This window comes from Streptomyces sp. ISL-10, from assembly GCF_018614575.1.
Taxonomy (GTDB): Bacteria; Actinomycetota; Actinomycetes; order Streptomycetales; family Streptomycetaceae; genus Streptomyces.
Map to the genome: position 1 here is coordinate 81,847 of NZ_JAGGOJ010000026.1, position 26,325 is coordinate 108,171.

Here is a 26,325-nt window from a genome sequence, read left to right on the forward strand (position 1 = left end):
GTGGCCAGATCACCGATCCGCGTAATGCGCCAGTCGCATGCGCTGGTACTCGGTGACGAGCCTGCCTCCACTGCCTTTCTCCCAGATCTCCTTGCGTTCGTGCGCTGGAGTGCGGCGCCGATTCGGAGCAGGAACTGCTGGGCAGCATCGATGCCGCCCTCAGCGATGCGGTGCGGAAGGAATCGCACGTCTGGGACGTGCCAGGCCCCTGGTGTGCTCTTCGATTCGGCCTGGCCAGGTGCTGAGTTGGAGCCGCACAACCATGTGCGAGTGGACATCCCGCCTGGACCGTACTTGGTGCGGGCCGCGCAGGTGACACCAACCCCCAGGACTTCCTTCTCCTTGGTCCAGCTGGCTCCGTTGACGTAGCACCTGCTTCAGTCACGCTCCGCGCCAGTTCGGGGTTGGGTCACGGGTGAGCCTGCGGCTTATCAGGTCGACCATCGCCATCTTGATCACGGCTTCTGATCGGTGGGGGTGGGTTTCGTAGTCGCGGGCGAGGCGTCGGTGGTGCATGAGCCAGCCGAAGGGCCCGGAGAAGCTGTGGCACCTGAGCGCGAAGGACGTCCTGCGCCGCTGGGCACAGACCCACCCGAGCCTGCGGGACTGGACTCTGCACATCGATGACACCCCCATCACCATGCCGGACGGCTGGCGGCGCCCCGATGTGCTGGCCGTCGCCCCCAATGGCAGGACCAAGGTGGCCTTCGAGGTCCAGTACTCCCCGCTCACCGCAACCGTCTGGAAGGCCCGCCCACCACGGCCCCCAGTGGAGGCCCGCCACCGCCGGGCAGCGCCGCCGCAAGGACCTCGCCTGGAGCGATTCTGGCTGGGTGGCAGCGGTCCAGCTGGGCGGGCTGCACCAAAACATGCTGAAGGACGGCGTGATCCCGCTGTGGTTCGATCCGACAGCGCAGATGGTCGGGACCGCGACGGCCCGCTTCTACCCCACACCCGCCCTGCCGGGCGAGCGACTCTGGGAGGTCACCGCCTACAACCTTCCGCCGCACAAGAACTTCCCCGCCTGCTACGTCGCGGCCGGCGCACTGGAGCACTGCGATGTAGACCTCCCCTCCGGGGAGCTGCTCACCCCGGCCCGGCGCGTACACCGCGAGGAACACGAGCGTTTCCTCGCCTACGAGCAGGCCGCGCAGGAGCGGGCGGCCCGGCTCCAGGCCCGGCTTCAGGCCGAGCGGGTAGAGGCGACCCGGTCCCGCCGAGAGGCCGAGCAGGAGAAGCGCCGTGCGATCGCAGCGCAGGTCGCAGCCGATCAGGCAGAGCGGGACAGGCGCGCGCAGGAGGACCAGCGGCGCAAGGAGGAGGAACGCGCCGCCGCCGAGGCCCTGCAGAGGATGCCGCTGTGCGAGCAGTTCCCGCCGTTGTTCGAGCCCGATCCGCCGCCGCCCGCGAAGGCGCCGTGGTGGCAGCCCTGGCGGCGCAGAAGATGACCACGCCACGGAACGAGCGGCCGCCAGTATCCGGGGCGCCGCCCGGCCACCATGAGCCGCACCGCAGCGGTCGTGACCTGCGAAACAGGCTCAGAGTTGTCGCCGAGCAGCGACGGGGGAGGGAAGACATGACGAGTTCGAGGGCCCACTGGAGCGATGGACGCGGCCTGCCACGGCGCCGACCCGGACGAGCTGTTCGCGGACAGCACCGGGCAGAACCGGGCCAAGGCGGTCTGCACGGGTTGCCCGGTGCGCACCGAGTGCCTGGCCGACGCCCTCGACAACCGCGTTGAGTGGGGCGTGTGGGGCGGCATGACCGAGCGCGAGCGCTGGACCCTGCTACGCCGCAAACCCCATGTCGGGCCCTCAGCGGATGGGGTGGCGCTGGACGAGGCCCAGGACGAACGAGGAGGTGCACGGCCACGGCACAGGTAGTGATTCGGGCCACTGGCCGCCCCGGGCGAGGACGCGAGGCTGCTTCCAGCGGCACCGAGCACACACCGCTACAACCTGGCCGTAGATCGTGGAGGGGACCGGCTCGTGTCCGAAGGTCTCGCTACCGGTCATCGGCGTCCTTCCTGGGCCGTGGTGTGTCCGTGGGATCAACGATTCCACGCGCCGACCGACACCCGCCTGCGCACTGCCTGTTGCTCCGCAGCTCGGGCTGAATCCCGGTCACGGGCCCGCTGCGGCTCCGGATGCTTGACGGAGTCAGGGGAGCGAGCGTTTACTCACGGCTCTTGGCGATCTTTCTCTGAGGGGTGGGACTGTGGGGTCGAGGCGAAGACGTCCAGCACCAGGGCGTGGACGGCAGGCGCTGACAGCGGTGGCGTGCGTGGCGGCAGCACTGTTCGTGACGGGCTGCGGGGGCGATGGGCGCACGTCCGGGGCGGCTGCGGACGGCAAGGTGCTGGGCCAACAGGACCTGGAGCGAGCCGTCGTCACGGAGAAGGATCTTCCCGGACGGACTTTCGATGCGCTGCCCGGCCCCGTCTCGGCTGACATCACGCTCGTAGATCCCTCTTCGTGTCAGGCAGTTGCGGACGCAGTCGGCATGTCAAGCCCGTTTCCGCCAAAGGCCCGCGTCAAGCAGGTGATCAGCTCCGCCGAGGGGGACCATGGCGGTTCCATGATGTTGGCCTCGTACCCGCCCGACCAGGCCGCCGCAATCATCCCCGCGCTGCACACAGCGCTGGACTCCTGTAGAGCGTTCACCCCGGCGTACGGCTTCGCCTACGAGGATGTCACGCAGATGCAGGATCCCGGCCTCGGGAACGGGTCCGCTGCCTTCCACCTGCTCCAGGTGCTCTCGTCAAAGGGGAAGAAACCGTTGAAGGTGCCGGTGACGGTGACCGTGGTGAGGGCGGGCGCAACACTCCTCACGTTCCAGTCGACGAACACCAAGGACAGCGATCCTGCCGTGTTCCCACAGGATGCGGTGGACACGCAGCTGGCCAAGCTCGCTGACGCCACCAGGTAGCCTCTGCCCGTCGTCGTGCGCCGGAACAGGAGCTGTGACGGCCCACGGAAGAGCAGCGACGAACGTGGCGTCTTCGCCCAGCGGGCGGCGGCGGGACAGGCTCGACGCCTTCATCGACGCAGTGAGGAGCACATAGCCGCAGCCCAGAACCCAGCAGCGAGCAAGAGGTGTCCACGCCAGGCGGCGCCCCCGGTCCGGTCCCGGCCCTACACCAGCAACCACCGGCGCACCGCCGCACTGGATATCTTCCTGCACAGCTACAACCATCACCGGTGCCACACCGCACTCGGAGGCCAACCACCGATCAGGCGCGTGAACAACGCTTCAAGTCAATACAACTAGCGGCCGTCACGCGGCGGAGCGGGTGCATAGATGGCCGGTGGGGCAGGCCTCGCAGCCCTTCGCGTCGACGTACCCGGACGCCAGCGCGGCGGGGAAGAGTTCCTTGGCGTGTTCGGATGCCGTTCACGCCCTCGTGCCGGCCGTACGCCTCGGCGTCGGGCTCCTCCAGCCGGGAGCGGCAGGTCCGCATGAAGGCGACGGTCGCGGCGACCTCCAGGGGCAACTCTTCCCACATGTGGGTCGGAATGCAGGTCGTGGCTGCCACCACGTCGGGGTCGCCGACGAACTCCCATGGCTGGCCGGGGCTGTCCGGCCGCTTGGCGACCATGCGGACGAAGAACGGTGGCCGCAGCCATCTCCGCACCAGCTCTGACCAGCAAGATCACGATCTACGGCTGGAGTATTAGGCTGCCCATTGGCGTCGGACGCGGATGAGGGCCCCAGAACATCGAGGAGGCGGCGAGCGAGGGCCAGGATTATGTTTCCGGCCCCCTCCACCTCACGCCCGTTCCACCGCAGGCGGTCACGAATCGCCTTCTCGGACGAACGCGGGGGCAACTACACTCGTGGAGCATGACTTACGGGGGGCAGGGGCCCAGCGAGTGGGAAATCGAGCGGGCCTACCGGAGGGCGCAGGGCGAGTTCATTCCCGATCCGGAGAATGGCTGCTTCAACATCACGTGCTGCTGCTTAGTACCAGCTATCATCTTCGCCATCTTCATGACGATTGCTACGGTCTCGGCCGTCGTTAAGTTCCTAGCACACACCTGACCAAGCCATCTTCCGGGCCACGTGCCAGGATTTCTGCAAACGCCTTCACTAGACAGTCAAGGCCGGGCATCATGCCTGCATGGCGACCTTCAACCAGCAAGGCCAGCATGTCAGCGGACCTCAGCACAACGCCGACACGATCAACATCAACCAGGTCGACCAGCAAGCCGTGGTCCGGGAGCTAGGCGTTGCGCTGAGCAGGGTCCAGGAGATCGAACTGGACGAGCCTACGCGGCAGCAGGTGATAGGAGAGCTGGAAGCGGCAGGCGCAGACATCCAGGCCGGCGACACCGGCATGGCGCAAGAGCGGCTGGCACGAGTGCGTGCCATGGGCGGCGCCCTGGCCGAAGTGGCCGGAGCCTTCCTCCGCGGCACGGGCGTCCTGGGTGTCTGACGGCCAGTACAACCCTGGGCCCCACTTCGACCAGCACGGTCAGCATGTGTACGGGCCGCAGTACAACGCCGACGGAATCCACTTCAACCACACAGATCCGCAATCGATATCGCTCGGAATCGCCTGGCAGCAGCAGAGATACCGAGCCGAACAAGAAGAACTCAGATGGCGGCACTATGCGGCCAAACGAGAGGAGGATCGCAGGATCCTCAAAGCGGCTGTGATAATAGTCGCTGCGTCTCTCCTCCTCTATTTTTCGGTCACATTGGTGCTCGCGATGTTGGGGGAGCCGCTATTTGACAAATAGCACCCGCGCAGCCCACTCCCGGTCGGTGGCCGCGTCGCTCGCGGCCCGCCGACCGGCCTGCGAGGCCAACGCTGGGTGGTGGGAGCGCAGTCGACCTCGTGACCCGTACCCCCATTGTCGGTGGCGCGGCCATCGCCGACCTGAACTGGTGGGCGGTCGTGCGTTCAAGAAGCGTGTGCAGTTCGGCTTCGTCTCACGGGTACGGATCACGGCCCTGGAAGCGAACCACTACACCAGGGTGGCGGCCAGGTGCACGCCGGCCCGCGCCGCCCCGAGGGTCTGGAGCTGCAGGACGCCGTTCGCTTCGGCCGGTGAGCAGTTCGGTCAACGGAGGCATGAGCAGGGCCCACACCGAGAGGGTGCGGGCCCACGTGCGTTCCATTCCTGAACTCACCTGTTGCGCACAAAGCTCAGTACGGCGGCCACCGCCCCAGCGGCTCCCACGACCGCCGCGAGCGCGCCCATAATGGTGAGTGCCGTCATGAGCGGGCCACTTGCCCCCCAGGTGCTGCCAGACGACGTAGGCTCCCACAGCGCACAGGACCAGCATCATCACGAGAAGCCGGCGGAACTGGAGGTGGAGGGGTCCCGTGGCATCCCATGGGCGACCACGGACAACGGAGAATGCCTCTACTGGCTTGTTCGGCCAGGCCTTGAGCCGGACCAATGGACCGTCATGGTGAACGAGGCGCGCGGCGACCGATGGGAGCATTTCTACGTGTCCTGCACGCGCTTCCTCGCATCTTCCCTTGATGGAGAGCTGCAGTCGAACATCCTCTCGTCCTTGTTCCCCCGCGCCACACATGAATTTCGCCAGCTTGGTGCGGTATGACGATGCTGCGCTGTGTGGGTGCCAAGTAAGTGGAGGCGGCAGGTGGGAAGGGCGATGAGGCATTCGGATGCCCGGGTTTTGGTAGGCACCGTGAGCCCGCCCCCCTGGTGCGCGCGGTGGTGAGGAGCTGGTGGGCTCCGTCGGCGGTGAGGGGTTCGAAGCGGCACCCGCTCCCATGGTCAGTCGTCATCCGCACGAGGGTCGGTCCGGGTGTCGGCGTACGCGCGCACCCGGACGCCTGGCTCGCCCGGCACGCGCCAGGGGGTCGACGGGCCGGAGGTGCGCCCTGGTGCCGATCTCCTCGATCGCGGCGAGCGCCGTGGGTTCGTCGGCGGCTGCTACCTCGATGACGATGAGTCCGGGTTCGCTGATGTGCAGGTCCTCGAAGGGTTTCATGCTGTGACCGAGGTCAGCGCTCCGGCCGTGGTTCCGGCCGGAGCCGTCCCCCACCCGAACGGGGCGAGGCGAATGCTCCAGGCGACGGCGACGGCATGTCGTGGACGATGGTCTCCTCGCACGATCCGTCGGCGAAGACCTCCAGCGCTTCGAGCCCGGTGGCGTTCACCGCGCCCTTCACCGGCCCGTCGTCGGAGGCCTGCCCTGTTGGCCGGCCAGCCGCCTTGTTCCTCCCAGGCCACGCGGTCCGGAACACGCAGCAGTGGCACCGCGTCGATGGTGAGCAGGGGCGCCGCCCGCCCGCGCCTTGGAGTCAGGAAGTGGGGACGTAGCAGGTGTAGGCGCCCGTCACGGTCGTGTCCGTCCGGCCGCCGCCGGTTGAGGATCGCTCGTCGGATCTGCCGGTGACGGCCCACTCGACCCCGCGACGGCTGTCGGCGAGCCACTCCTTGGGAGCAGCCGCAGCCTCGCGCTCGCACTCCTCACGGGCATAGTCGAGGCCACTTTTGACCGCTGTCTTCCCCGGCACGGTCCGGTCCACGGCGACCTGGGCGAACACCCTCATGTCGTGCGCCTTCGCGCAGTCGACGGGACGCACGACGGCCCGGGTGCCGAGGGCTGCTTCCATGGCGGCACACTGCCCGCCCTTCAGCGTGCCCGTGAGCGCGAGCACCTTCCTGGCGTCCTCGACCCGCACGCCGTCCTCGCCCGGCATGGGGTGCGCATACGGTTCGCCGAACGCCGAGAGCTGGTACGACGCCTGCAGACCGGTGACACCGATCAGGTCCATGTGCGACAAAAGCGGGTCGAGATCGGCGTCGGCCCGGGCCAGGCGTCCTTCGGCATCCAGCGTGACCGTCATATCGACAGGCTCCGTTCCCATGCCGGCCTTCCCAGTCGCCCGGGCCCTCCACGGCAGCAGCTCGGCCGCGAACTCGGGGAGCACGGTGACCCGGTAGACGTGATTGCCGTCCGCGTCGCGCTTCGGCTTCTCGCGGGGGACCGCGCGCGTGACGAGGTCGGCGAGCGTGCCGCTGTAGGGCGCCGCGTCCCCGGCCGCGTGCACGGACAATGCGCTCGTCGCGTCACCGAACTCGTTGACCGCCTCGGGAGTGAAACGCAGCCACTCGGCGGCGTCCTCCTTGACGTACACATCGCCGCCGACGGTTGCCAGAGTCTGCCGGGCTGTCGTGCCCGGCTCCGCGAGGAACTCGGCGGCAGGCTCCGGGAAGTCCGCGGGGACCCGGAGGGTGGACGACACCCGGGCGGATCCTGCGGCGTAGTCCTGGCTGCCAATGGTCGTGTGCACCGCGTCGCCGGCGGCGCTCCTGTACGTCAGCGTCGCGACGAACCCGGCGGTGCCCGCCTCGCGTGTGGCCTGCTGGGCCGCGTGGAACTGCTGGGCCAGCGGCCGGCCGTAGACCGCCTCCCCCGACGCCCGCTCCTTGTCTCCTGCCTGGCATGCGCCCGCGCCGACGAGTGTCGGGAGCAGTGCGAGCACGACTCTCCAGCGTCCGACGGTCTTCAAATTCCCACCCCTTGTGCATGTTTGCGACTACGCATGCTCCTAGGCCCAAGTCGACGGCACAAGCACGAAGTGATCACGAAAACCGCAGGTCAGAACATGCGACGGGCTCTGTGGAGACTCAGCTGAGACCCAGACATCTAGACCGCGCGATCAGCGCGGAGCAGCCACGGGGGCGGAACCGGGCACACCGGCTCTCAGGCACGGCTCAGACGGACCGCCCCGAGCACTGCGCCCCTTCCGCGTGGAGTGCGGCGGAATGGGTGCCAGGGTCCGACGGATAGCTGAACGCCTTCGGCATTACCTTCGATGGCTGCCTCTCAGCTGCCTGCCAGTAACCAAACCACCCTGGTCACACCGTTCGTTCGGTGTAACTCCCGATCAGACCTGCTGCGCGGTTGGAGCTGGGGCATCCAGCTGCGGAGTACGGTCAGCAGATGTCCGGGATATGTGTTTGAAACGGTAACCGGCGGCTCGTCGTGTCTGTAGGCTTCTGCCGCTCATCAGTACTATGAACATGCGCACGCTCTGGCCCCATCCCCCGCCGGGTAATGGGGCCAGAGCGGTCTAGAACAGGTGCCCATACGCCGTCACGGCGCCCGCAGTGGTGGTGTAAGTGATGGGGACATGACCCGCAGCTGCATGACGTGTCCGCGGTCCTTCCGCGGACGGTCGCGGCGTGGCTGGAGCAGATCCGGACCGGCCGTGGACTCTCCGGGATCGGCGTCCCGGTCGTGGACAAGGCGTCGACGGGCGACGACCGCGCCTCCGTCATCCTCATGACGGAGGCCCCGCGCATCGGCACGAAGGTCCTGGCCGTCGTGTGGCGCCTTGTCGGCGGGGGCTGCCTCCGGGCGGGGTCCGGTCGGCCGAGCGCACTGCGCGAGGCCTGGATACTTGACAGCACCTTCAGGCTCGTCCCGCACCTTCACGCGGCGATCAACCAGGGCATCCCGCAGACGGCTTCCTCGGCATCTGCCGCACCGCCGGACGCGAACAGGAAGCCGACGACGGAGCCGCCCTCCGCGACCGCGGACCACTACCGCGGCCCCGGCCCCGCACCGGGGCCGCCCCATGACCCACGCCGACGAACCGGCGCTGTCACCCGTCACGCTGCCTACCGGCCCCACTACCGCGACAAAGGACAGCTAGCGAACATCGAGACGCTGCCCCTGGAGGATGTGAGCGAGCGTAAGGCAGGGAAGGCTTGGTCAGAGGACGGAGTTGTAGATGCTCCAGCCGCTGCCGATCTTGGTGCGGGTGGTGAAGGGGGCGGTGGTGCTGCCGGTGCCTTTGTACAGCCACAGGACACCTGAGGTGTCGCGGGCGATGGCGTCGGCCTTGCCGTCGTCGGTCAGGTCACCGGTGAGGGACAGCTGGTTGTAGATCTGCCAGCCCGCGCCGACCTTGACCCGGGTTGCGTACGGGGCGGTGGCGCTGCCGGTGCCCTTGTACAGCCAGAGCACTCCGGAGGTGTCGCGGGCGAGGAGGTCGGGCCTGCCGTCCCCGTTGAGGTCGGCGCCCGCGGTGAGCTGGTTGTAGATCTGCCAGCCTCCTCCGACCTTCGCGCGTGTTGCGTACGGCTTGCCGTATGCGAACTGCCGGTCGTAGTACCAGAGGTTGCCGACGCTGTCCCGGGCGACGAGGCCCTCGGCCAGGTCACCGCCCGAGGGAACGTACGCGTATCCGCGGTACGCAGTGGTCATGTCGGCTGCGTCCGTCGATACGACGAACTCCGGAGCGCGCTGATACTCAATGCCCGTCTTGCATGTGAACACTGCCTTGTAGCCGGAGATCTCCTGTGGCTGGACGACGAAGGGCTCTACAACCACCCGGTCAACAAGGTGGCAACGCTGCTGGCGGTCCGCTTCGGCTTCACCTTCCAGGACTACCACGGCCCCGTACTGGTGACCGGCGGCGCGGACGCCGAGGGCGAGACGCTGGCGCTCAGCAAGGACAAGATCCTGGCGCTGCTGACCAGCCTCGAAGAGCTCTGACAGCTCCGGCCCCCGGCGGCTGGGGGAGTGGCGCCCACGCCGCGGCCGAGAACACCCACCCCTTGCGAGAAGGAGCTCAGCATGTCGGTCACCTCCACCGCCGAACTCGCCGGCGAGCCGGTGAACATGGCGACCCAACACTGCCCGCGTGCTGGACACCCTCGGATACGCCGAGCCGTACGGCGACGACGACGCCCGGCTCTTCCTCGGCCGCGTGCTGCTCACGCCCGCCCTCGACCCCGACGACGCGGGCTGCAGGCCAGGCGAGCACGGGCACTGACGCCCGACGTTGTAGAGCGTCAGGCGCTGGACGGGGAGCACGATCAGATAAAGGACGCGTACGGCCGCTACTTGCCCTTGTGTGCGGCGCACTCACCCAGTGTCCGCTGTCGTGACAGCATGCATGTGCAGTCGGCCGTGGAATCGATCGGATCCCCGCAGAGCGGGTGTGCCTTCCGGGAGCCGAACGGTCAGGGTCAGATCCGGTAACGCGTTCAGGGGCGTGAGGTTCACGGTGTCTGGGGCCGTTGCGTCCACGTGCAGGGTGAGCCGTTTCAGACCCGGGAAGCAGAGGGGCAGTGCAGCCAGCTCCGAGCCGTCCTGGAGGCGGGGGATCGTCAGCGCCTCGATACTGGGTACGGGGGCGGTGCCCACGAGGTCGATGGCGGGGCGTGGAAGCGGCAGCTGCACGGTGCGAAGGCGAGGCAGTGCGCGCAACTGGTGCAGCAGTTCGGGCATGGAGATCGGTGCGACGATCGTGAGCGCTCGTAGACCGGTCCACCTGTGAAGTGTGTCCACCTGAAGGTCTGGACTGTCGACGAGAAGGCGGGCAACCGCCGGATGCCGGGGCGGCAGGTCGGCGCGCAGTCCGGGCGGGAGGCCGCGCAGGCGGAGCTCACGCAGGTCCGGAATCAGGGGTACGACCTCAAGATCTTCGGCCAGGAGGAGCGAGGCGTCCGCATCAAGGGTCCTGAGCGCGCTGCCTGCCAGCGCGGAGATGTCCGCCACGCGAGCGCTCGGTTCCAGAACGAGATGGCGAGTGGCTGGCAGTTGCCGGACCCACGAGAGATCGCCGAGCACAGGGTTGTCCCGGACACGGAGGCGGTCCACGTGGCAGTCCGCCTCGCCGAAGTCCAGCTGAGCAGAAGGAAAGGCTCCGCTGAGGACCACTTCGGCCAGTTTCCCGAGCCGGTGGAGGTGCCTGAGCAGATGTGCCCGGTTCACGGGAATCCGTAGGTCGTCGTGACGAATCCGCGACAGCACGTCGCGGGCGTACGCCTCCACAGGGAAATCCCCCCAGGTCGAGGCGGCGAACTGGCGGATACGGGGATCGGGCTGCTGCGCGTACTCCAGCATGAGCGGCAGGCAGTCCAAAGTGCCGATCTTGCTGAGCGTCGTCATGACCAGTAGCTGTTCGTCCGTGCCCAGACCGCTGGGGCCGGGGAGCATCGGCAGAGCGTAGGGGCCGAGGCGGGCGGTCTCGGCCGCCTGCAGCGCGGTGCGGGGAGGCATCAAGGCACCGACGCGGTCGGCGACCGCCCGACGGGTGACCTCGTCGAGGTAGACCGCGCCAGCGGCACAGTGCGCGGCCAGCAGGTGCAGGTGCCAACGTTCCGGGCTTTCGGCTGCGTCGCCCTGGGTGAGCAGCCCGTCGACCAGAGTTTTCGCCTCAGCTGCCTTGCAGTGCCCGATCGCCATGACGACGACGTCTTCCCACTCCTCCTGACTGGCGTGACGCAACAGTTCCGGCAGATGGTCGCTTTGTTGGAGCTCCTTCGCGGCGAGATAGTCGTGAAAGGTGCGGTGGATGAACTGGATGCTGCCTTCGGTGCGTTCCTCAAGCACGCCACTGCGATTGAGCAGGTGCCGCAGGATCACCTCGGGTCCACCCTGCTCGCCTACTCGCGGCATGCCCGGCAGTACCTGCTCCAGTCGGCTCTCCGCCTGCCGGTACGACAACTGGGCCTGACCGTTGCGCACCAGCCACACCGCGATGCGTTGGAGAAGCACCTGCTGCTCCTCGCCGGTGATTTCGACGCCCTCAGGAGATTTGATCTTCCGCTGGCTGTCGCGGCCTCCCAGCAGCATTTCCAAGGCTGCCTTGTATAGCGCTGTTCGGCTGGTGGGCAGAAGTCCGCCGCGTCGCCGGTGCAGGGCGCAGATGACGGCACACAGAAGAGGCGTCCGGGCCAGGTTCCGTAGGGTAGGAACACTGGCGAACCGCTCCTGGAGTTCCCGCTCTAGGTCGAAGAGACGGTCCCGGTCGTCGGCTGAGACCGAACGTTCCAGCCGCGCAGTGTTGTGCCACGCCTTGACGAACGCCTGGATGTCGCTGTCCCGCATGGGCAGCAGGCGGAGTTCACCGAAGTCCACGAAGTCTAGCCAGCCCTCCTCCACCGCCAGGGGCCGCACAGTGACCAGGCAGCGCAGGTCCTTGAACGCGGACAGCAGGTCGCCGAGCCACTGCCGCGCGTCGGACCGGTCCTCTTGTGGCACCTCGTCCAGTCCGTCGACCAGGAGCAGGCCGCGACCGGCATCCAGCACTCGCCTGGCCCATCCTTCTGGAGCCTCGTCGGCCACGAGCCGGGCGGCGTCCGCGAGGCGGCGCGGGGTTGGAAAGCCAACTCCCTGTGCGCGCAGGCTCCGCAACGGGACGACGAACGGCACGAGCTCGTTGAGGTCGGCGAGCTCGGGCCCCAGAGTGCCGGATGCGGTATGGGCGGCCAGCCACCACATCAGAGTCGTCTTCCCCGCGCCCGCCTCTCCGCGCAGCAGGACCCGCCTTCCGCTGGAGGCGAGGAGACTGTCGATACGACGCGACCCTCCCCGTTCTGAGCTGCGCCGGTCACGTTCCCGTTCTGCTTCCAGGTGGAGGTAAGCGGTGTCGAGCTCCCAGCGTGCCTCATGGGTGCCCAGTTCATCGATCCCGATGATCTCGATCTTGCGGTAGCGAGTGGCAACGGCACGTCGGTACTGTTCTTCGAAGAGCTCGTCGCGAGGGTGAAGGTCGGTCACCTTCTCGAGTCCTAGCGGTGCCTCGGCCTGGGGCATGTAAGCATCGTCCAGGGGTATGCCGCGCACGGGCTCGGCCTCTATGCGGCTGTGAGCTCGCCCCTGCGGCACGGTGGTGACGATGCCGATAAGCACCCCGCCCGCGAACACGGGAGCTCCGGATAGGCCGGCGAGTGGGGAGCTGGCGTCGTCGTGTTCGGCGAGCGTGCCCCCGGCGAGCTGAAGAACCACCTTGTCCCGGAGCAGCCCCGCCATCGGGAGCACGCTCGCGACGTACTGGTCGCATTCGATGGCGCTGGTCACCGCGTCGCGCTGGACGTCAGGGAATCCGATGACCTGGCACCCGGGCAGCGGCCGTTGAGTGGCGACCGTGCCCCACCGTAGCCGACCGAGCCGCTGCATCGGCCGGGCGGCCAGCAGCGGTGCTTCCGTTCTGAGCAGCGCGAGATCGCGCTCCGCGTCGATCCAGCGCGCCTCACAGTGAGTCCACTGCGAGGCGGTGGGATGAATAGCCGTCACTAAGCGGGGCTCCTCCCGCCCCGTCTGCTCTGTACGGGGCCCGTAGGGGACGGTTCCCGCCTCCCGCTCGTCGTCCGGGAAACCTAACACCACATGGGCAGCGGTCAAGACGAGGCGGGACCCGACGATGACGCCCGTCCCTTGGGCGGCCCCCTTCACCAAAACGACACGGTCGGCGGGCGACATCAGTTCGAACGTCGTGATTCGCTGCCGCGGCCGAAGTGGGCCGTGCTCCCCTCCGTGGCGTTACCCACCTTCCATGCAGCACCCGTGGCAGCGTCCTTAGGCACGAGGGTGAAAGAGATTCGGTGGGTGTGCGCGCTGGTGCGGCTGGCATCGGCACCGGCATCGACGACCCAAGCCCGTACCTTGGCGCTCGCCTTTTGCTCAACTCGGAGTTCGACGGCGAACTCCATGTGGATCTCTCCGACATCGAACGCCACGCCTCGCGGATCGCGCGCCGAAGCCGCCAGAAGCTGGTCGCGAACTGCCTGCACGGCGTCCGCGAGTTCGATGCCGTCGGGTGCACCGTTGTCGTTCATGATCCCCCAGTTCTTCGTTCCTGCCCCGCCGCGAATCTACCTGCGACAGAGAGGCCGGACTCCGAAAACGGAGAAGAGACGACCTCGCAGCCTCTTCACGTCCCCGGCAACGCACGGCTGCTGTTCGTTGAGCAGTCCAGCGTGCAGCCGGTCGGTGCTGGGCCCGATTGCGGCCTTCTCGCCTGTTCGGCGGGCCATGAGCAGGTCGGCCAACCGGAGTGCGGCGGCGTCGGCCGACGGCCGCCCGGGGATGGCTCCCGTCCCGCGTCTTGGCGTCCTGGGTGTAAGGGCCCGGTCCTCCGCCCTTGCAGTCATCGAAGGCCTGGACCTGGACGAGTTGAGCTGGAGATGTCACGTCCAGAGCCTTTGGAGGCACTACTTGGTGTATCGGGTGCTGCGCACCGTTGATCGGCTGGACGGATGGAGACCTGGCCACCATGGACCCTTATTTGAGCGGTGTGTTCGCTGTGCTGGCTGGTGCGGTAGTGCGTCTGCTGTACCAATGGATCACATGCCGCACTGTTGTCCGGCTGGCCCAGCTTTATCAGCAGGGCGCCACCGAGCGCGCTCGGTGACTGCCGGCCGGAAGCCGGATGACAGAGCGCCTGGCAGGGCAGGAGACCACCATCGAGATCAACGCACCTTGGGCGGGCGGCAGTCGTGGATGAATCCAAAACCACGGAACGTGTGGGGGCCAAGCGGGTCAAGAAGGTCGCCCCACGGCGGCCCACTGAGGGAGCACAGCTCCTGGGACAGCGCGCAGAGTTCGCGCTGTTCTATTACCGTCATGCGGCTGGCCTGATTCGGTTCGTGATGCGACTCGGCGCCACCCCGCATGAGGCAGCCGACGCCGTCCATACCGCCTTTACAGAGGTCTTCCCACGCTGGCCGCAGATCGCCGCGCCGCATGCCTGGTTGCGCACTGTCTCGACCCGTAGCTACCTGCGCCAGATGGCGGGGCGGGAGCATCCTTCGGTGTTGATACCGGATCTGCCCGGCGACGCCTCGCCGGTCGAGACTCTCACCCTCAAAGAGGAAGAACAGCGCGTCTACACCGCTCTGGCCACACTGCCGCCGCGGCAACGACACGTCATGGCCTGGCACCTCGACGGCTTCACTCACGCAGAAATCGCCAGGACACTTGGCATCACTCCTGAAGCAGTCCGCCAAAATTACGCCCGCGCCCGAGCAGCCCTGAAGCGCTTCCTCGGCCTGACTTCCAAGGAGGGGCGATGACCGACCACACCGCCGAAACCGAGCACACCAGCGACGATGTACTCCTTGACGACCTTCTCGAACGCGCCGATGTAGGGGTACTGGAGACGTTGTCGTCCAGCGTGCATCTGGACGCGGGACCCGCCGACATTTTCTTCCAGCACCCGCTGCGGCGCCCCGCGCGGCGCGTGCGGCGCCGTACCTCGCAGGAACCTTGGGAAAGGTCCCAAGCAACACGGCGTCCCTAAACCACAGCTCCCGTGCGCCTGCGGGTCCGGTCAGCAGCCGCTCCCGTCAGCTGCCACGCGCCGGCCCGCAACGCGGGCCGCTCAGGGGACTTCCGTGCGCCACCTCGCTGCCCCGAGGGACGGCCATTGCCGGCCCGGCGGGTTCCGTGTCGTGTGTGATTCGCGGGCGGATGGGTCCGCTGCCCCGGCAGAATTCCGAGGGGTGGGTGCGGGCAGAGTTGAGTGTGGGGGGAGGGGTGTTGGCACTGTTCAGGCGTCGTAGCGGGGCTGCGGCCTCGCGGTTGAGCACGGGGTTGCCCGGCGCGAGCGGAGAGACCCGGCGCTTCTTCCGGAAGCTGGTGGAGCACCACCAGGACTCGGTCGGTCTGCTGGCAGCCCAGGGCGCGGTCCCGGCGGCTACGTGGGACCGGGTGGAGAGGACCGCTGCTCTGCACGACGGTGCCGTCCGGCGGACGCTGCGGGATCTGGGTCCCCGCGCCGACGTGCTTCGTCCGGAGATGCAGGGTGGGATCACCGTCGCCCTGGACCAGTTCGCCGCAGCCCTGGGAGTGCGCGGCACTGTGGTCCAGGCGTGGGGAACGGCTATCGCCATGAACAAGGAGACTCAAGCCGGTAGCCCGGCTGACCGGCGCGTCTTCTGGTGGAAGGACAGGCCCATCGCTTTCGCCTGCATCCTCCACCCGGCGGCGGATGGACAGCCGCTGGTCGACGGTCTGCTGCTGTATGGCGGTGGGCAGTACCGATTCACGCCCGCTCTGGAGACCCAGGAGCAGACGAGCTGGGACAAGTCCAAGGTGCGCGCCGAGGACCGGGATCCCATGACGGCGGTCCTGCACCTCGATCCCTCAACCGGGTGGCGACGCGCTGACATCGCCTGCCGCACCGTCGTGATCGATGGATTCTTTACCCGGTAGCAGTTGCTCACTGGCTGCCCGCAGCCACGAGGATGTTCACCGTCATCGGCCTGATTCTGGACGTCGACTTCACCGTGCTGCTCATTGCCGCCGTCGTCGCCGACCAGATCGAACTGCTCTCCACCAGCGAAGGCGACTTCACCCGCTGTGCCGGTGAGGCCATCGCTTCACGGGGTCGGCTTCTGGCGCCGTGCGAGGAGGCTGGTGAAGAAATCCTCCAGGAGCTGCCTGCCGCCCGGTTCGCTCAGTTCCCAGCCGCCGAAGCGGTAGATTTTGTATCCGGCGAGCCTGAGTCGGCGGTCCTCGGCGACCATCTCCGCGTACAGCCGCGGCACCGCGGTATGCGTGACCCGTCCCTTCTCGTCGGGCGGGTTGGGCCGGCCGTAGTGCTGCACTCCGTCGACCTCGATGACGATGCGGGAGCGGTCTGGGGCCAAGAGCAGGAAGTCCATCCGCTGCCGGTGCAGCGCGCCGGACTGCTTGCCGCTCTTGCGTGTGTAGGGGTCGTAGTGGAGGTAGACCTGCGGGATCAGCGCGGGCAGGTCGAAGCCGCCGTCCCCGGCGTAGCGGGCACAGTAGGTGATCACGAGGAGTTGCTCGGGCACTGAGTCCAGCGACCGGTACAGACGCCGGTACAGGGCGTCGGCGGCGGTCTTTTCGTCGGCGCCTGGCTGGTGGTTCTTCGTCCACCAGGCGACCATCTGCCGCCAGGTGAGCCCGTGCGGGGGCAGCGGGTCAGTGAACACCAGGCAGGCATCGGCGTGACGGACGATCTCGACCTCGTTGTTCACCGCGTCGCGCAGCACAATCTGGGGCTGACGGGGAGACATTCACGGTCAGCCTCAGGGGACTTTCACGATCCGTTCGTTGCCGGCAGGTGTGTGGGAGCTCACCAACGACAAGGACGAGGGCGGCATGAAGGGTGCCGCGTCGGCCGGTGTCTCGTAACTCCAGCCCACAGCCGATCACGGCACGTCGAACGGCCCCTCGTCAGGAGCTTTGCGCCCACACGAACACCGAGGGCTGGTCTGGGGTGAGCACTCAGGGTTAGTCGGTGTCCGTTGCTGCCAGCACGGCTATCCGGCGCTGGTCGGGGGAGAGGGCCGCTACGCCGTAGTCGTAGCCCATGTCGTTGTGGAACCAGTCCGCGTCCGCCTCGAAGTGGAACCATGTGCTCTGCCGGGCATGGCGCTCCACCGTCCCGGCGCTCGCGCCGTCCGGAGCGCCGCTGAGCCCCGCGAGCGAACGCCATGCCCACAGCCGTCCGTAGGCGCCCTGCACACCCGAGTTGTGCATGCCGCCCATCGACGCGGTGGCGAAGAGCAGGCACCAGATCTTGTCCGCCGGACGGACCGCGATCTCGAAGCGGTCTGTGGGGCCGAGCCCGTCGACGCAGTCCATGGGCAGGGTCGGCAGCAAGGCGGGCACCTCGGCAGGTGCGATGACCTTGTTCAGCCTGAAGACCCACGCTCCACCTCCCCACTCGCCTGCCTGCACGGCGCTCACGATGCTCTCGCGCTCGCCAGCGGTGGCGACGTCCCGCAGGGCGGACCTCTGGGTGGCACGCGGCGTGCGCGGGTCCACCCGGCCCTCGGTCGGCAGCCCGCCCGGCACCGACGAGGCGGTGCCGCGTATCGAACGACTGGGGAAGTCGGCCTCCGCCTCAAGGCCACGCCGGTGCGAGAGAAGCCAGCTCAGAGCATGCCAGCCGGGCCGGCCGTGGGGCCAGGAGCGCAGCGGTGGGAAGTCGTTCGCATTCACGCCGCGGAGCACCAACTCGTGGAAGAGACAGGCGCGCAGCTCGTCCAGCCGGTCCCGTTCGCCGCGGTCGAAGACGACGGCCGCCAGGTCGGCGACGCGGTGATGCTCCGCGAGGAGCGAGGCGACGAAGCGCTGCCCGAGGCCGGACGTGCCGGGCATGCCCCGCGCGTCGAGAATCCGGAGCAGTTGTGCCAGGCTGTCACGGCCGGGCGTGAGCGCGAGCACGCGCACGACATGGGCCAGCTGCCGCTCGTAATCGCGCACCCGCTCGGCAGCGGCCGCGCGCCGGCCGGCCAGCTCCGCGCCCAGATCGCGTACATACGCGATGTCGCCTTGTGCGGCGCGCTGTTCGGCCTCGTCCCATACGAGACGCCCGAGATCGTCGTCGGTGTGATCCACGGTCATCGACCCTATGGCCCTGCGCGATTCGGCGGCCGGACGGGGCCGAACTCGTCCAGGGGCGCGTGCCCTGGAGCGGATGACCTGCGGGACCGTCACACCGGCCGATCCCGCCCCGGGTCCTGCGCCGCACGGAACGGTATCGCACCGACGACGCACACCATCTCGATGCCGCTGGCGACGGTGTCGACACCGCCCCCTTTTTCGGGCCGGCTGCGGGGGTACAGTCCGGCCATGGGCCCGAGGAGTGCCGATCGTCCGCAACGGCCGCGCACGTTCACCAGCGTTCTGCGCCATGTCGCGCGACGCCCCTTGCTGATCGCCTGGCTTCTCGTTCTTGCCGTTCTCGCCGGCGTTGTCCAGTCCAGGATCCCGCGGCCGTGGTCGGGTCTGGTCTACGTCGTGATCACGCCCGCAGCAGCGATCTCCATCACGCGCAGCCTCGATAGAGCAGACAAAACCCAGGACCCCACGGAAAGCTAGTCACGTCCCCGTGCATGTCCGGTCAGCCGGTGCGCGAACAAGGGCGAGGTGAGCCCTGTACCTCAGGCCAATGACCCTGCAGCTCAGCGGACAGGGTCCACGGTCTGCCCGAGTCGCGGGAAGCTTACGGGCCCCGATCTCTTGCTCCGTGGCAGCTCCTCCCCAAGGCCGCTGCGCCGACCTCGCTGTACGGTGCGGCCATGCCTCAGCCCACGTGTGGATCAGACGCCCCGGTCACCTCCCGAGAAGCTCTGATCCACCACATCCACCAGCTGCGCGAGGAGCCGCTCGCCAACGGCGACGGCTGGAAGAACCCGACCCGGGAGCGCTACCTCGAGTCCATGGCCGCATGGATCAACGATTCAGCGGGCTACCACCGCTCTCGTGGCGAGGAGCCGCCCGGACCGGACTGGGAGTTCATCGGCAACGCTCTGCGGGCCGCCGCGCCGGTACGACATCCACCACCGACGAATCACGGCCCGGGACTACCGCCAGGCCGTGCCCGTCGTCGTAAACCTGGAGCAGCTTCGGGAGGAGGGCGCGGGCGCGGCGGTGCAGCGCCGCCTGGGATGTGACGGCGAGCAGGCGCCGACCTCCGCGCTGGTGTCCGGGCAGGGCAGGCGGAGATCAGCGCCTTGACCGTCTGGCGTTCACCCTCTGGGCAGGGCGGCTGCAGCATCGCAGCGGCGGTGCCGCCTCACTGGGGCGGGGGCCGGTCCACCGTGCTCTCCGCGAAGCGCCGTCCGTGGAGTGTCTGCCGTCACTGAGTCACGACCTGCCGCGAGCTCCGGTACGTGCTGGTAGATGGCCGTTCGGGACACTCCGAGCAGGCGCGCGATCGACGTGACCGTGTTGTCCGGGTCCGTGAGTAGAGCGCGAGGTCGGATTTGCTCCTCCGTCATCGCCGGCGGACGCCCGATCTGCTCACCTCGGGCGCGCGCCGCCGCGAGACCCTCGTGTTCGCCCCTGCATGATGAGTTCGCGGATGAACTCCGCCAGCGCGGCGAACATCTCTGCGAGCGCGGCTGGACAACTGCGCAGCGGGCCACCGGCGATCGACGGACCGATGTCGGCCAGGACGTCGAGCAGGAGCTCGGCTACGGGCGGACTATCCATACGCCTTGGTCTGCTCATCAGCCATAAAGCGGGTCTATGACCGGTTGATGACGGATAAGCAGGGCGAGGTCGGCTGACGGATGGCTGCGGCCCCAGGTTCCGGTTGGCCGGGAACGTGGGGCCGCGGCGCATCCCCCAGGGTTTGGGGGACTGCCGGGAATCAGACTCGCTGGTAGCGGAGCGACGTGCGGCCGGAGCCGTCCGAGAAGATGTCGGCCCGGATCGTTTCGCCGATGCTGTTGACCCGCCTTACCTGTAGTCGGATCACGGTCGGCTCGGTCACCGTGATGCGCTCACTGATCGGTGCCGTCGACTGCTTGGCGACGACGCCGCTCAGAGGGGGGATGTTCATGTGGGTGACCAGGCGCTCGCTTCGCGGCACCACCGCGCCGTCGGTGGCATCCCAGAGCCGGGCCTGGATCGAGGCGAGGAGACGGTCCTGCCCGTCGCCCGCAAGGCGCCCGCGGACGTCCGCGTCCAAGATGTATGTGCCCGGTCGAGGCAGAAAGACTCGCAGGGGTGTGTTGACCCAGGATCCCGACCCGGTCGGCTGCAGGTTCACACGGCCCGGAAACATATGAGCGATGCCCCCGGAGGGATTTTGGGCCGAGGCTGTGGTGGTCTCGCTCTGCACGGCGAGCACGACACCGGTCAAGCAGAGAAGGACGGCCGCGACGACGGCGGCGAAGCGAGTGCGGACGGATTGCATGCTTCCTCCTGGACTCAGGCCCGATTGGGCACATCGCCAAGGTACGGAGCGGTACATGAGAGGCATAGTCCGCCGAATGGGTGAAGGAGGAGCTCATCAGACAATATGTTGCAATCGGGCGCACTACTGTCGCGCTGCCTCGCATCCGCACGCGCTGAACACACCCCAGTGCGCCCAGCAGGCATGGCGCGAAGGCGGCGCTGGCGCCTTCCGCACCTGGGTATGTGGGGAACCGACGAAACGCGGCTCGCAAAGTGACGAATCTCGCGGGTCTAATTCTCGGGCAGTGGAGGCGAGAACCATGCCCTCGCCCAGGCCGTCGGGGGACCCTCAGTGGATCAGTACGGTGATCCTCGACAAGCGGACGGTGTCACGCCGCCGTACCCGCTGACAGCACGTTACGATCAGCAGCGCAAGTATGGTGCCTCGCGGCATGGCGGCGGGGCCTGTCCTGTCGTGGGAACGAGGTGTCGTCGTGGCCGTTCGGGACAAGCCCGCAACCATTGGCAGCAACCGCTTGGAGCAGCTGCACCTGGCGGTGGCGAAGCAGGCCACCGTCGAGATCGTCGAACCTCGCGACACCCTCACGCTCAGCCGACGCCTGAACGGCATCAATTTCGACCTCGTCACCGAGGACCGCAATTTCACCGCCCTCAAGACCGGTCAGACGATCCCGTGGGGAACCATTCGTGCCTCGGGACCTTCAGGCACGCGGATCCGCTACCGCGTGCGCACGGGAGACGACGTCACCGGGCCTCTCGAGTTCCCATTTTAGGGACAGCTGCGCTCCGTCTGTCGGACATGATCTCCAGCGGGCCGCATTCGGCGAGTCGATGACGACTTCAGTGTCGTGCTCGGCAACTTCCCCCACGACGCCAGCTCCGGCGTCCTGGTCGGCTTCTTCGAAGGCGCGCCGTCGTCCATGTCTTCACCCGGTCCCAGGCCGCCCAGGCGCTCGCCCTGGAACTCGGCGCTGCCTCGGCCGGGGGACGCCCACGCCCGGCCGCCGGAGCCGCTCGACTCGGCGATCCTCTTGGCCCTGGCGGGCGACCTCGTCCCCGTAGCCCTGGAGGCACTCGACAGCGGCGGGACACTGAGCATCGCGGGCATCTACCTCACCGGTATCCCGCCGTTGGACCACGAACGGCATCTCTTCCGCGAACGCAGCGTGCGCAGCGTCACCGCCACACCCGCCAGGACGGACGGGACCTCTTCGCCGCGGCGGCCGGCCACCGGCTCCGGGCCACGGTGACCCCGTACGACTTCCAGGACGCCGACACCTCCCTGGATGACCTGTCGGCGGACCGGATCACCGGGGTGGGGGTGCTGCGCATGCCCGCCTGACTGCCGGCCACATACCCTCGCAGGCCGAACGGGCGTAGGGGGCGCGGGTCTTGCCCGCACCACCTGCGCCCGTCATGGGCCCGGCCCGACCAGTCCCGCTTGCCGTCCTCAGCCGTCTTCCGGCATGGGGGCGGGCTGGGCCTCCTTCGTCCGTTCCGGCGTCCAGTAGTCCCGTACCTCATCCGGGCTCTGTCGCACATCGCTGCTGGTGGTCCCGGAGTCCGGCTGCGGCTCGGGGGGCGGCGCGGCCGTGGCGGTACGCCATGCGGCCAGCGCCGCAACTCCGGTGAGCAGGGCGGCAGTGCCGCATCGGCTCAAGCTACTGCGCCGCATTGGACTGCTCCTCGCCAGGATGCCGGTTGCCGGGGTGTCAGGTGACGCTGCCCTGGGCGTCGAACATCGCCTTGACGGCGTCGTCGAAGTACGAGCTGCGGTTCCAGCCGCCCGTGGCGAGGGTGCTCATCGCTCCGTTGACGTACCCCAGGCCGTTGGCGTCGTTGAACTCACGCAGCCACGGCCCGCCACTCGATCCGCTGCCGAAGTCACACTGGAGTTCAATACGGCCGTCGCCCACTGCTCGCGTGGTGCCCTGGCATGCCCACTGGATCTGGCCGCCGTCGCGGTTGCTCGGGTAGCCCATGACGGTCATGGCCTGGGTGCGCGAGTAGTTCCAGCTCAGTCCGTGACCGCCGGTGACATTGACGACCTTGTTGCCGTTGAGCGGCCAGGTGGTCACCATCGCCACGTCCCGGCCGAGGTCACTGCTGCTGATCCAGCTGTTGAAGGTGCGGAACTGCTTGGCGGCGTAGGTGCCGAAGGGACGGGCACCGGACCGGTAGCGCGGCACATAGGTCCAGTTCGTCATCCAGGTGCCGCCGCTGCCTCCGTGCACACAGTGCCCGGCGGTGATCAGCATCTGTTTGGAGGGACTGTTGAGGGAACCGGCCGAACAGGTGTAGTTGAGGCCGTTGCTGGGGTTGGTGAAGAACACCTTGCCCACCGCGGCGGATTCGGTGACCAGCGGCCGGACTGTGTCCGACCGTCCCTCGGCGGGCGGTGTCGATCCCGGCTTCCCGGTGGGGCCGGCCTTGCTCTGGGCGGCGCGCAGCGACCCGGCTGTCCGGTCGAGGGAGATGGCTTTACTCATCCGCTCCGGCGTCCAGTAGCGGGCCAGCGCGGCGGCGGTGGCGGCCGAGTCGACCGGCGCACCGCCGGCGAGCCGCGGAGTGGCGGCGGTGGTTGCGTTGCCGGCCGGGACGGCGGCGGATTCGGGCTCGGCAGCGGCGGGGCCCGCCCCGACCAATGCCAGCATGACGGCAGTGGCCAGCGGCAGAAGTGCCTGTCTGAGACTGCGCACGAGTGGTACCCCCCAATGGTCGATGCGGACGCACATTGCTGCAGTTCTCCAGTCAATGTGCGGAGTCGTAGCGACCGTAGGTCTGGCAAGTGCCCGCGCGATAGTACGAAATGAGTCCCTCCGCTATTCACTTACCGTGCCGCGTATTCAGGTCAGTCCGGGTGCACCGCGTGCTTGCCGAATGCTTGTGTGCTGGGAGCTGACGGTGGCGCCTTGTGGCATCCAGCTGACCTGCGGGGATGTGAGTGATGTGGCTCCAGGGGCTGGATGTGTTTTTCTCTCCGAGAAAAACGACCACGTCAGCTGTCATCAACCCGCAGGCCATATCCCCGACGCTTGAGGATTTCTGGGTTACGTTGACGTATAAACCTGAATGCCGCCTCTTCCGGAAAAGACCGACCGAACGAATCTCCTTCATCGGCCCCTGGATATCGGACGGTTCAGCCGTCCCACCTGGTCGGCGGCTCGTGGGGCTTCTTCAGGGCGTACAGCGCATCGATGTCTGCCGCGTACGCCCCGTGATCACCCGCCGCTTCAGCTTCAGTGTCGGCGTCATCAGGCCGTCGTCGACGCTGAACTCGTTCGGCAGGGTGCGGAACGCGCGGATCGATTCGGCCCTGGAGACCTGGGTGTTGGCCCGCGAGACCGCTCATTTACCGCGACAGCGGTCGTGGCGACCTGCGGGAACGCAGCTCCCAGGCAAGATCAGGCGCCCGCATTTACTGCGGTTGCGCGCACAGGTGGCCGTGCTCGGCGGCGTAGGCACGGGCATGGCGCAGCCCACGTGCGACCCCCCGGGCCGCGTCTTCGGCGCTGTCTGGGAGCGACGCAGGCTCGGGCTGTGCGGGTGTCTCGCCCCGGTCACTGCTTTCGGCCAGGAGCTGGGAAACCAGGGTGGGCCGGTGGGGTGGGCAGATGCGCCACATGCTCCGCGTCTTCGGTTTGTGCCCGGCCTGTCTGCGTACGCTGCACGTACCCAGGCGTTCAGCGGCCCTGTCGTGACCGCAGCGAGGCGGCCGGCGATCCAAGGCCGCTCAAGACGCCGGGCCAGTTCGTCGACGAGGCGGGGGACATCGGCGAGCGAGTGCGGTTGATGCCGGCGGCCCCGCCCGGCTGACCGGTTCGCCGGCCGCTGGAGAAGCATCCGCACGAGGGAGCCGGGGCACCGGCTCGCCCGGTGCTGGTCGCGCGGACCGAAAATTTGGGCCCCCTGCTGCGTGTAAGGGCTGAGGGCCTTGCGCCTTCAGCAACGAGTTCGTCACTGCTGGGAGGCCTGGTCGATGACTTGGTCGTACTGGGTGGGAGCGGGCGGAGCACTTCCCGTCCTGAGCTTGTTCCGCTTTGACGGACACCATCAGTGTGGTGGTCAGGCTGCGAGTGCGGTCTCGTATTCGGCGGGACTGCGGTAGCCGAGGCTGCTGTGCAGTCGGTGCAAGTTGTACCAGCCCTCGATGAAGTCGAAGATCGCGGTGCGGGCGGCGGCCCGGCTGGGCCAGGAGCAGAAGTCCCGGACGACGAGGTCGGGCCGGGCGGCGGCCCGCGGGTCGGGGATCGTCGTCAGCTGCCGTCGCCTGCGGTGCCGGCCCTGAAGTCCTGCGTTGCGCATCAGTCTGGCGATGCGGCGCCGTCCGCAGTCCTCCCCCTGCCGCTGCAGGACGGCGTGGACTCGCGGGACCCCGTAGGTTCCGCGGGAGTTCTCGTGGACTTCGGCGATCTTCTCGGTCAACTCGGCATCGCGGACCGCCCGCGGACCGGGCCTGCCACTGCGGCGGGCAAAGAAGGCGGCTCGGGAGACCTGCAGCAGTTCACACGCGCGTTTGACGTTGTGACCGTCTCGCTTCTCCACCTCGATGAACGGATGCACCGTCACCGGGTCTCCTTCGCGAAGAAAGCCGTGGCCCGCTTGAGGATCTCCACGTCCTCCCGCAGCCGGCGGTTCTCCCTCCGCAGCGCGGCCAACTCCTCGCGTTCGCTGCTGGTCAGGCCGTCGCGCTCGCCCGCGTCGACCTCGGCGTGGCTGACCCACAGCCGCACCGCCGTCTCGGTCAGGTCGAAGTCCTTGGCGACCTGACCGACCGAGCGGTCACCGCGCCGGCACAGCTCGACGATCTCGGACTTGAACTCCGGCGTGAACGAACGGCGAGGCCGAGGCTTCTTCTTTTTCCCATGCTCTCCATGATGGACATCCTTCCGGGGCAGAACCCCTGATCTCAGATGTCCGTCAAAGCGGATCAAGCCCAGGTGTCAGTTGTTGGCGTCGGCGGCGGCTTGGACGAACGCGCGCAAACGTGTGCTGGTGTTGCTCTCCAGCCAGACCGGGCCCCACTGGACGGGTGCGGCGTCGTTGAAGGCCACGTAGGCGATGTCGGAGCGCGGGTAGAACTGCCGGGCGTGCTCGCCGACCGGGAAGACGCCCTTGCCTGCGGCGACCAGGGCCAAGACCTCGGGGAAGGTGGCGGCTGTGGGGCCGTGTGGCACGGGCCTGCCCGCGGGGGTATGGGTGGGCGTGCGGTCGTGGCGCAGCTCTTGGGGCATGTCGTGCGGCAATTGGATCACGGGCTGCTCGGCGAGGACTTCGATCGATACCGACGCATGCGCTGCCCACGACGATCCGGCCGGCACGGCTAGGACTCGGGCCTCCGACAGCAGGACCGGTCCGGCAATCACCTGGGAGACGGGGAAGGCCGTGATGAGGACGTCCAGCTCACCACCGTGCAACCGCGCCATGGCGTCATGGATCTGGCTCTCATGGATGGTCACCTTGCAGTCGGGGTGGCGTTCGGTGAACAGGCCGAGGGTCTTGAGGAGGAGCTGCCCGGCCGCTGCCCCCAGGAATCCGGCCCGCAGCAGGCCGGTGGTCCCGCGCGCGCGGTCAACCGCCCGGCGGACCGCCTCGTCCATGTCGTACACCAGTGGAGCCAGATCCGTGGCCAGGTCGCGGCCGAGTGGGGTCAAGCTGACCTGGCGGCTGGTGCGCTCGAACAGCGGCGCGCCGATCCGCCGTTCCAGCTTCTTGATGGTCTGGCTGATCCGGCCGGTTGTCAGGCCGAGCTGCTCGGCGACCCGGCCAAAGTGCAGCTCCTCGGCCAGAGCCAGGAAGGTCTGCACCTCGGTGCGTTCCAACAGCACTGCCACTCCCTGCGTCCTTGAGTTTGGCTAAACAGCCCTGTTCCGATCGTGCCTTGATGGCCTGCGGAGCGGGGCGGTTGAGTGG

The 26,325-nt window shown here is 68.0% G+C and carries 26 protein-coding genes and 5 pseudogenes; 13 read left to right on the forward strand and 18 right to left on the reverse strand.

The window, feature by feature from the left end:
- The first annotated feature begins 24 nt into the window (after positions 1–24).
- The gene (locus tag J7E88_RS37495) at positions 25–369 is read left to right on the forward strand and encodes an Imm21 family immunity protein (protein WP_374196325.1); all 345 of its coding nucleotides are present in this window, start codon (positions 25–27) and stop codon (positions 367–369) included.
- A gap of 12 nt (positions 370–381) precedes the next feature.
- On the opposite strand, the pseudogene J7E88_RS36255 reads toward J7E88_RS37495, so the two are convergent.
- Positions 382–528, reverse strand: a pseudogene (locus tag J7E88_RS36255) (IS5/IS1182 family transposase); the annotation flags it as partial.
- 305 nt (positions 529–833) lie between these two features.
- Here J7E88_RS36255 and J7E88_RS27020 point away from each other — a divergent pair.
- The 5 genes and pseudogenes from J7E88_RS27020 (at position 834) to J7E88_RS27035 (ending at position 4,435) form a co-directional block, all read left to right on the forward strand.
- Positions 834–1,448 carry a hypothetical protein gene (locus J7E88_RS27020; protein WP_215185563.1) on the forward strand — a complete coding sequence of 205 codons (615 nt, stop codon included), beginning with the start codon at positions 834–836 and terminating at the stop codon, positions 1,446–1,448.
- A gap of 156 nt (positions 1,449–1,604) precedes the next feature.
- Positions 1,605–1,808: pseudogene (locus J7E88_RS27025) on the forward strand (WhiB family transcriptional regulator); the annotation flags it as partial.
- A 475-nt stretch (positions 1,809–2,283) separates the two neighbouring features.
- Positions 2,284–2,928, forward strand: a complete 645-nt coding sequence (locus J7E88_RS27030) for a hypothetical protein (RefSeq protein WP_215185567.1) — start codon at positions 2,284–2,286, stop codon at positions 2,926–2,928.
- Between the two features lie 201 nt (positions 2,929–3,129).
- Positions 3,130–3,270, forward strand: a pseudogene (locus J7E88_RS37500) (IS481 family transposase); the annotation flags it as partial.
- 850 nt (positions 3,271–4,120) lie between these two features.
- Positions 4,121–4,435, forward strand: coding sequence for a hypothetical protein (locus tag J7E88_RS27035; protein ID WP_215185569.1), 315 nt, complete (start codon positions 4,121–4,123; stop codon positions 4,433–4,435).
- A 1,318-nt stretch (positions 4,436–5,753) separates the two neighbouring features.
- Here the strand turns inward: J7E88_RS27035 and J7E88_RS37505 are convergent.
- The 4 genes and pseudogenes from J7E88_RS37505 to J7E88_RS27050 all read right to left on the reverse strand — a co-directional run bounded on the left by J7E88_RS37505 (position 5,754) and on the right by J7E88_RS27050 (position 9,201).
- Entirely contained in the window at positions 5,754–5,828 is a 75-nt protein-coding gene (locus J7E88_RS37505) for a hypothetical protein (protein WP_374196326.1), read from the reverse strand.
- A gap of 19 nt (positions 5,829–5,847) precedes the next feature.
- Positions 5,848–5,970 (reverse strand): annotated as a pseudogene (locus J7E88_RS37510) (DUF6207 family protein); the annotation flags it as partial.
- A 313-nt stretch (positions 5,971–6,283) separates the two neighbouring features.
- Positions 6,284–7,471 carry a hypothetical protein gene (locus J7E88_RS27045; protein ID WP_308307624.1) on the reverse strand — a complete coding sequence of 396 codons (1,188 nt, stop codon included), beginning with the start codon at positions 7,469–7,471 and terminating at the stop codon, positions 6,284–6,286.
- A 1,235-nt stretch (positions 7,472–8,706) separates the two neighbouring features.
- Positions 8,707–9,201: a VCBS repeat-containing protein gene (locus J7E88_RS27050; protein ID WP_215185573.1), complete on the reverse strand. Its 495-nt coding sequence runs from the start codon at positions 9,199–9,201 to the stop codon at positions 8,707–8,709.
- Positions 9,202–9,300: 99 nt separating this feature from the next.
- Between J7E88_RS27050 and J7E88_RS27055 the strand changes: the two genes are divergently transcribed.
- Both J7E88_RS27055 and J7E88_RS36840 read left to right on the forward strand, forming a co-directional pair.
- A complete protein-coding gene (locus tag J7E88_RS27055; RefSeq protein WP_285427604.1) occupies positions 9,301–9,492 on the forward strand; it encodes a DUF3846 domain-containing protein in 192 nt (63 codons plus the stop codon).
- Between the two features lie 148 nt (positions 9,493–9,640).
- Entirely contained in the window at positions 9,641–9,772 is a 132-nt protein-coding gene (locus tag J7E88_RS36840; RefSeq protein ID WP_285427601.1) for a hypothetical protein, read from the forward strand.
- Between the two features lie 92 nt (positions 9,773–9,864).
- Here J7E88_RS36840 and J7E88_RS27060 read toward each other — a convergent pair whose 3' ends face one another.
- Positions 9,865–13,209, reverse strand: a complete 3,345-nt coding sequence (locus J7E88_RS27060; protein WP_215185577.1) for a serine protease — start codon at positions 13,207–13,209, stop codon at positions 9,865–9,867.
- On the reverse strand, positions 13,209–13,565 hold the full coding sequence (locus tag J7E88_RS27065; RefSeq protein WP_215185578.1) for a trypco2 family protein: 357 nt from the start codon (positions 13,563–13,565) through the stop codon (positions 13,209–13,211). Before J7E88_RS27065 ends, J7E88_RS27060 begins: the two co-directional genes overlap by 1 nt.
- A gap of 660 nt (positions 13,566–14,225) precedes the next feature.
- Here J7E88_RS27065 and J7E88_RS27070 point away from each other — a divergent pair.
- The 3 genes from J7E88_RS27070 to J7E88_RS27080 all read left to right on the forward strand — a co-directional run bounded on the left by J7E88_RS27070 (position 14,226) and on the right by J7E88_RS27080 (position 15,942).
- Positions 14,226–14,801 (forward strand): sigma-70 family RNA polymerase sigma factor, encoded by a 576-nt coding sequence (locus J7E88_RS27070; protein ID WP_308307625.1) that lies wholly within the window; start codon positions 14,226–14,228, stop codon positions 14,799–14,801.
- A complete protein-coding gene (locus J7E88_RS27075) occupies positions 14,798–15,028 on the forward strand; it encodes a hypothetical protein (RefSeq protein ID WP_215185580.1) in 231 nt (76 codons plus the stop codon). The genes J7E88_RS27070 and J7E88_RS27075 overlap by 4 nt, the downstream gene beginning before the upstream one ends.
- A gap of 281 nt (positions 15,029–15,309) precedes the next feature.
- Entirely contained in the window at positions 15,310–15,942 is a 633-nt protein-coding gene (locus J7E88_RS27080; protein ID WP_215185582.1) for a hypothetical protein, read from the forward strand.
- Between the two features lie 7 nt (positions 15,943–15,949).
- On the opposite strand, the gene J7E88_RS27085 is transcribed toward J7E88_RS27080, so the two are convergent.
- The 5 genes from J7E88_RS27085 to J7E88_RS27105 form a co-directional block, all read right to left on the reverse strand.
- Complete coding sequence (locus J7E88_RS27085) at positions 15,950–16,105, reverse strand: hypothetical protein (protein WP_215185584.1); 156 nt, start codon at positions 16,103–16,105, stop codon at positions 15,950–15,952.
- 4 nt (positions 16,106–16,109) lie between these two features.
- Complete coding sequence (locus J7E88_RS27090; protein WP_251023267.1) at positions 16,110–16,772, reverse strand: endonuclease domain-containing protein; 663 nt, start codon at positions 16,770–16,772, stop codon at positions 16,110–16,112.
- Positions 16,773–16,989: 217 nt separating this feature from the next.
- On the reverse strand, positions 16,990–18,102 hold the full coding sequence (locus J7E88_RS27095; RefSeq protein WP_215185586.1) for a DUF6183 family protein: 1,113 nt from the start codon (positions 18,100–18,102) through the stop codon (positions 16,990–16,992).
- A gap of 1,407 nt (positions 18,103–19,509) precedes the next feature.
- Positions 19,510–19,701, reverse strand: coding sequence for a hypothetical protein (locus J7E88_RS27100; RefSeq protein WP_215185588.1), 192 nt, complete (start codon positions 19,699–19,701; stop codon positions 19,510–19,512).
- Positions 19,702–19,861: 160 nt separating this feature from the next.
- Positions 19,862–20,410: a hypothetical protein gene (locus J7E88_RS27105; RefSeq protein WP_215185590.1), complete on the reverse strand. Its 549-nt coding sequence runs from the start codon at positions 20,408–20,410 to the stop codon at positions 19,862–19,864.
- A gap of 475 nt (positions 20,411–20,885) precedes the next feature.
- On the opposite strand from J7E88_RS27105, the gene J7E88_RS27110 reads away from it, so the two are divergent.
- Together J7E88_RS27110 and J7E88_RS27115 are read left to right on the forward strand one after the other, a co-directional pair.
- On the forward strand, positions 20,886–21,185 hold the full coding sequence (locus J7E88_RS27110; RefSeq protein ID WP_215185592.1) for a hypothetical protein: 300 nt from the start codon (positions 20,886–20,888) through the stop codon (positions 21,183–21,185).
- Between the two features lie 75 nt (positions 21,186–21,260).
- On the forward strand, positions 21,261–21,662 hold the full coding sequence (locus tag J7E88_RS27115; RefSeq protein ID WP_215185594.1) for a hypothetical protein: 402 nt from the start codon (positions 21,261–21,263) through the stop codon (positions 21,660–21,662).
- Between the two features lie 200 nt (positions 21,663–21,862).
- On the opposite strand, the gene J7E88_RS27120 is transcribed toward J7E88_RS27115, so the two are convergent.
- The 6 genes and pseudogenes from J7E88_RS27120 to J7E88_RS27140 all read right to left on the reverse strand — a co-directional run bounded on the left by J7E88_RS27120 (position 21,863) and on the right by J7E88_RS27140 (position 26,246).
- A complete protein-coding gene (locus tag J7E88_RS27120) occupies positions 21,863–22,087 on the reverse strand; it encodes a hypothetical protein (protein ID WP_215185596.1) in 225 nt (74 codons plus the stop codon).
- Positions 22,088–22,124: 37 nt separating this feature from the next.
- Entirely contained in the window at positions 22,125–23,111 is a 987-nt protein-coding gene (locus J7E88_RS36845; protein WP_215185598.1) for a serine protease, read from the reverse strand.
- A 440-nt stretch (positions 23,112–23,551) separates the two neighbouring features.
- A pseudogene (locus tag J7E88_RS37515) lies at positions 23,552–23,760 on the reverse strand (long-chain fatty acid--CoA ligase); the annotation flags it as partial.
- A 717-nt stretch (positions 23,761–24,477) separates the two neighbouring features.
- Positions 24,478–24,981: an IS3 family transposase gene (locus tag J7E88_RS27130; RefSeq protein WP_215185600.1), complete on the reverse strand. Its 504-nt coding sequence runs from the start codon at positions 24,979–24,981 to the stop codon at positions 24,478–24,480.
- Positions 24,978–25,346, reverse strand: coding sequence for a transposase (locus J7E88_RS27135; protein WP_215185602.1), 369 nt, complete (start codon positions 25,344–25,346; stop codon positions 24,978–24,980). Before J7E88_RS27135 ends, J7E88_RS27130 begins: the two co-directional genes overlap by 4 nt.
- Before the next feature lie 9 nt (positions 25,347–25,355).
- Positions 25,356–26,246: a LysR family transcriptional regulator gene (locus J7E88_RS27140; protein WP_308307626.1), complete on the reverse strand. Its 891-nt coding sequence runs from the start codon at positions 26,244–26,246 to the stop codon at positions 25,356–25,358.
- Positions 26,247–26,325 lie beyond the last annotated feature (79 nt).

What these genes read in the sequence shown, in the direction of transcription:
- J7E88_RS27060 (WP_215185577.1), bottom strand. Translation starts at nt 13,209, where the DNA reads ATGTCGCCCGCCGACCGTGTCGTTTTGGTGAAGGGGGCCGCCCAAGGG.
- J7E88_RS27100 (WP_215185588.1), bottom strand. Translation starts at nt 19,701, where the DNA reads ATGGATAGTCCGCCCGTAGCCGAGCTCCTGCTCGACGTCCTGGCCGAC.
- J7E88_RS27085 (WP_215185584.1), bottom strand. Translation starts at nt 16,105, where the DNA reads ATGGCCTCACCGGCACAGCGGGTGAAGTCGCCTTCGCTGGTGGAGAGC.
- J7E88_RS27050 (WP_215185573.1), bottom strand. Translation starts at nt 9,201, where the DNA reads ATGACCACTGCGTACCGCGGATACGCGTACGTTCCCTCGGGCGGTGAC.
- J7E88_RS27120 (WP_215185596.1), bottom strand. Translation starts at nt 22,087, where the DNA reads ATGCGGCGCAGTAGCTTGAGCCGATGCGGCACTGCCGCCCTGCTCACC.
- J7E88_RS27075 (WP_215185580.1), top strand. Translation starts at nt 14,798, where the DNA reads ATGACCGACCACACCGCCGAAACCGAGCACACCAGCGACGATGTACTC.
- J7E88_RS27090 (WP_251023267.1), bottom strand. Translation starts at nt 16,772, where the DNA reads ATGTCTCCCCGTCAGCCCCAGATTGTGCTGCGCGACGCGGTGAACAAC.
- J7E88_RS27105 (WP_215185590.1), bottom strand. Translation starts at nt 20,410, where the DNA reads ATGCAATCCGTCCGCACTCGCTTCGCCGCCGTCGTCGCGGCCGTCCTT.
- J7E88_RS27035 (WP_215185569.1), top strand. Translation starts at nt 4,121, where the DNA reads ATGGCGACCTTCAACCAGCAAGGCCAGCATGTCAGCGGACCTCAGCAC.
- J7E88_RS27065 (WP_215185578.1), bottom strand. Translation starts at nt 13,565, where the DNA reads ATGAACGACAACGGTGCACCCGACGGCATCGAACTCGCGGACGCCGTG.
- J7E88_RS37495 (WP_374196325.1), top strand. Translation starts at nt 25, where the DNA reads ATGCGCCAGTCGCATGCGCTGGTACTCGGTGACGAGCCTGCCTCCACT.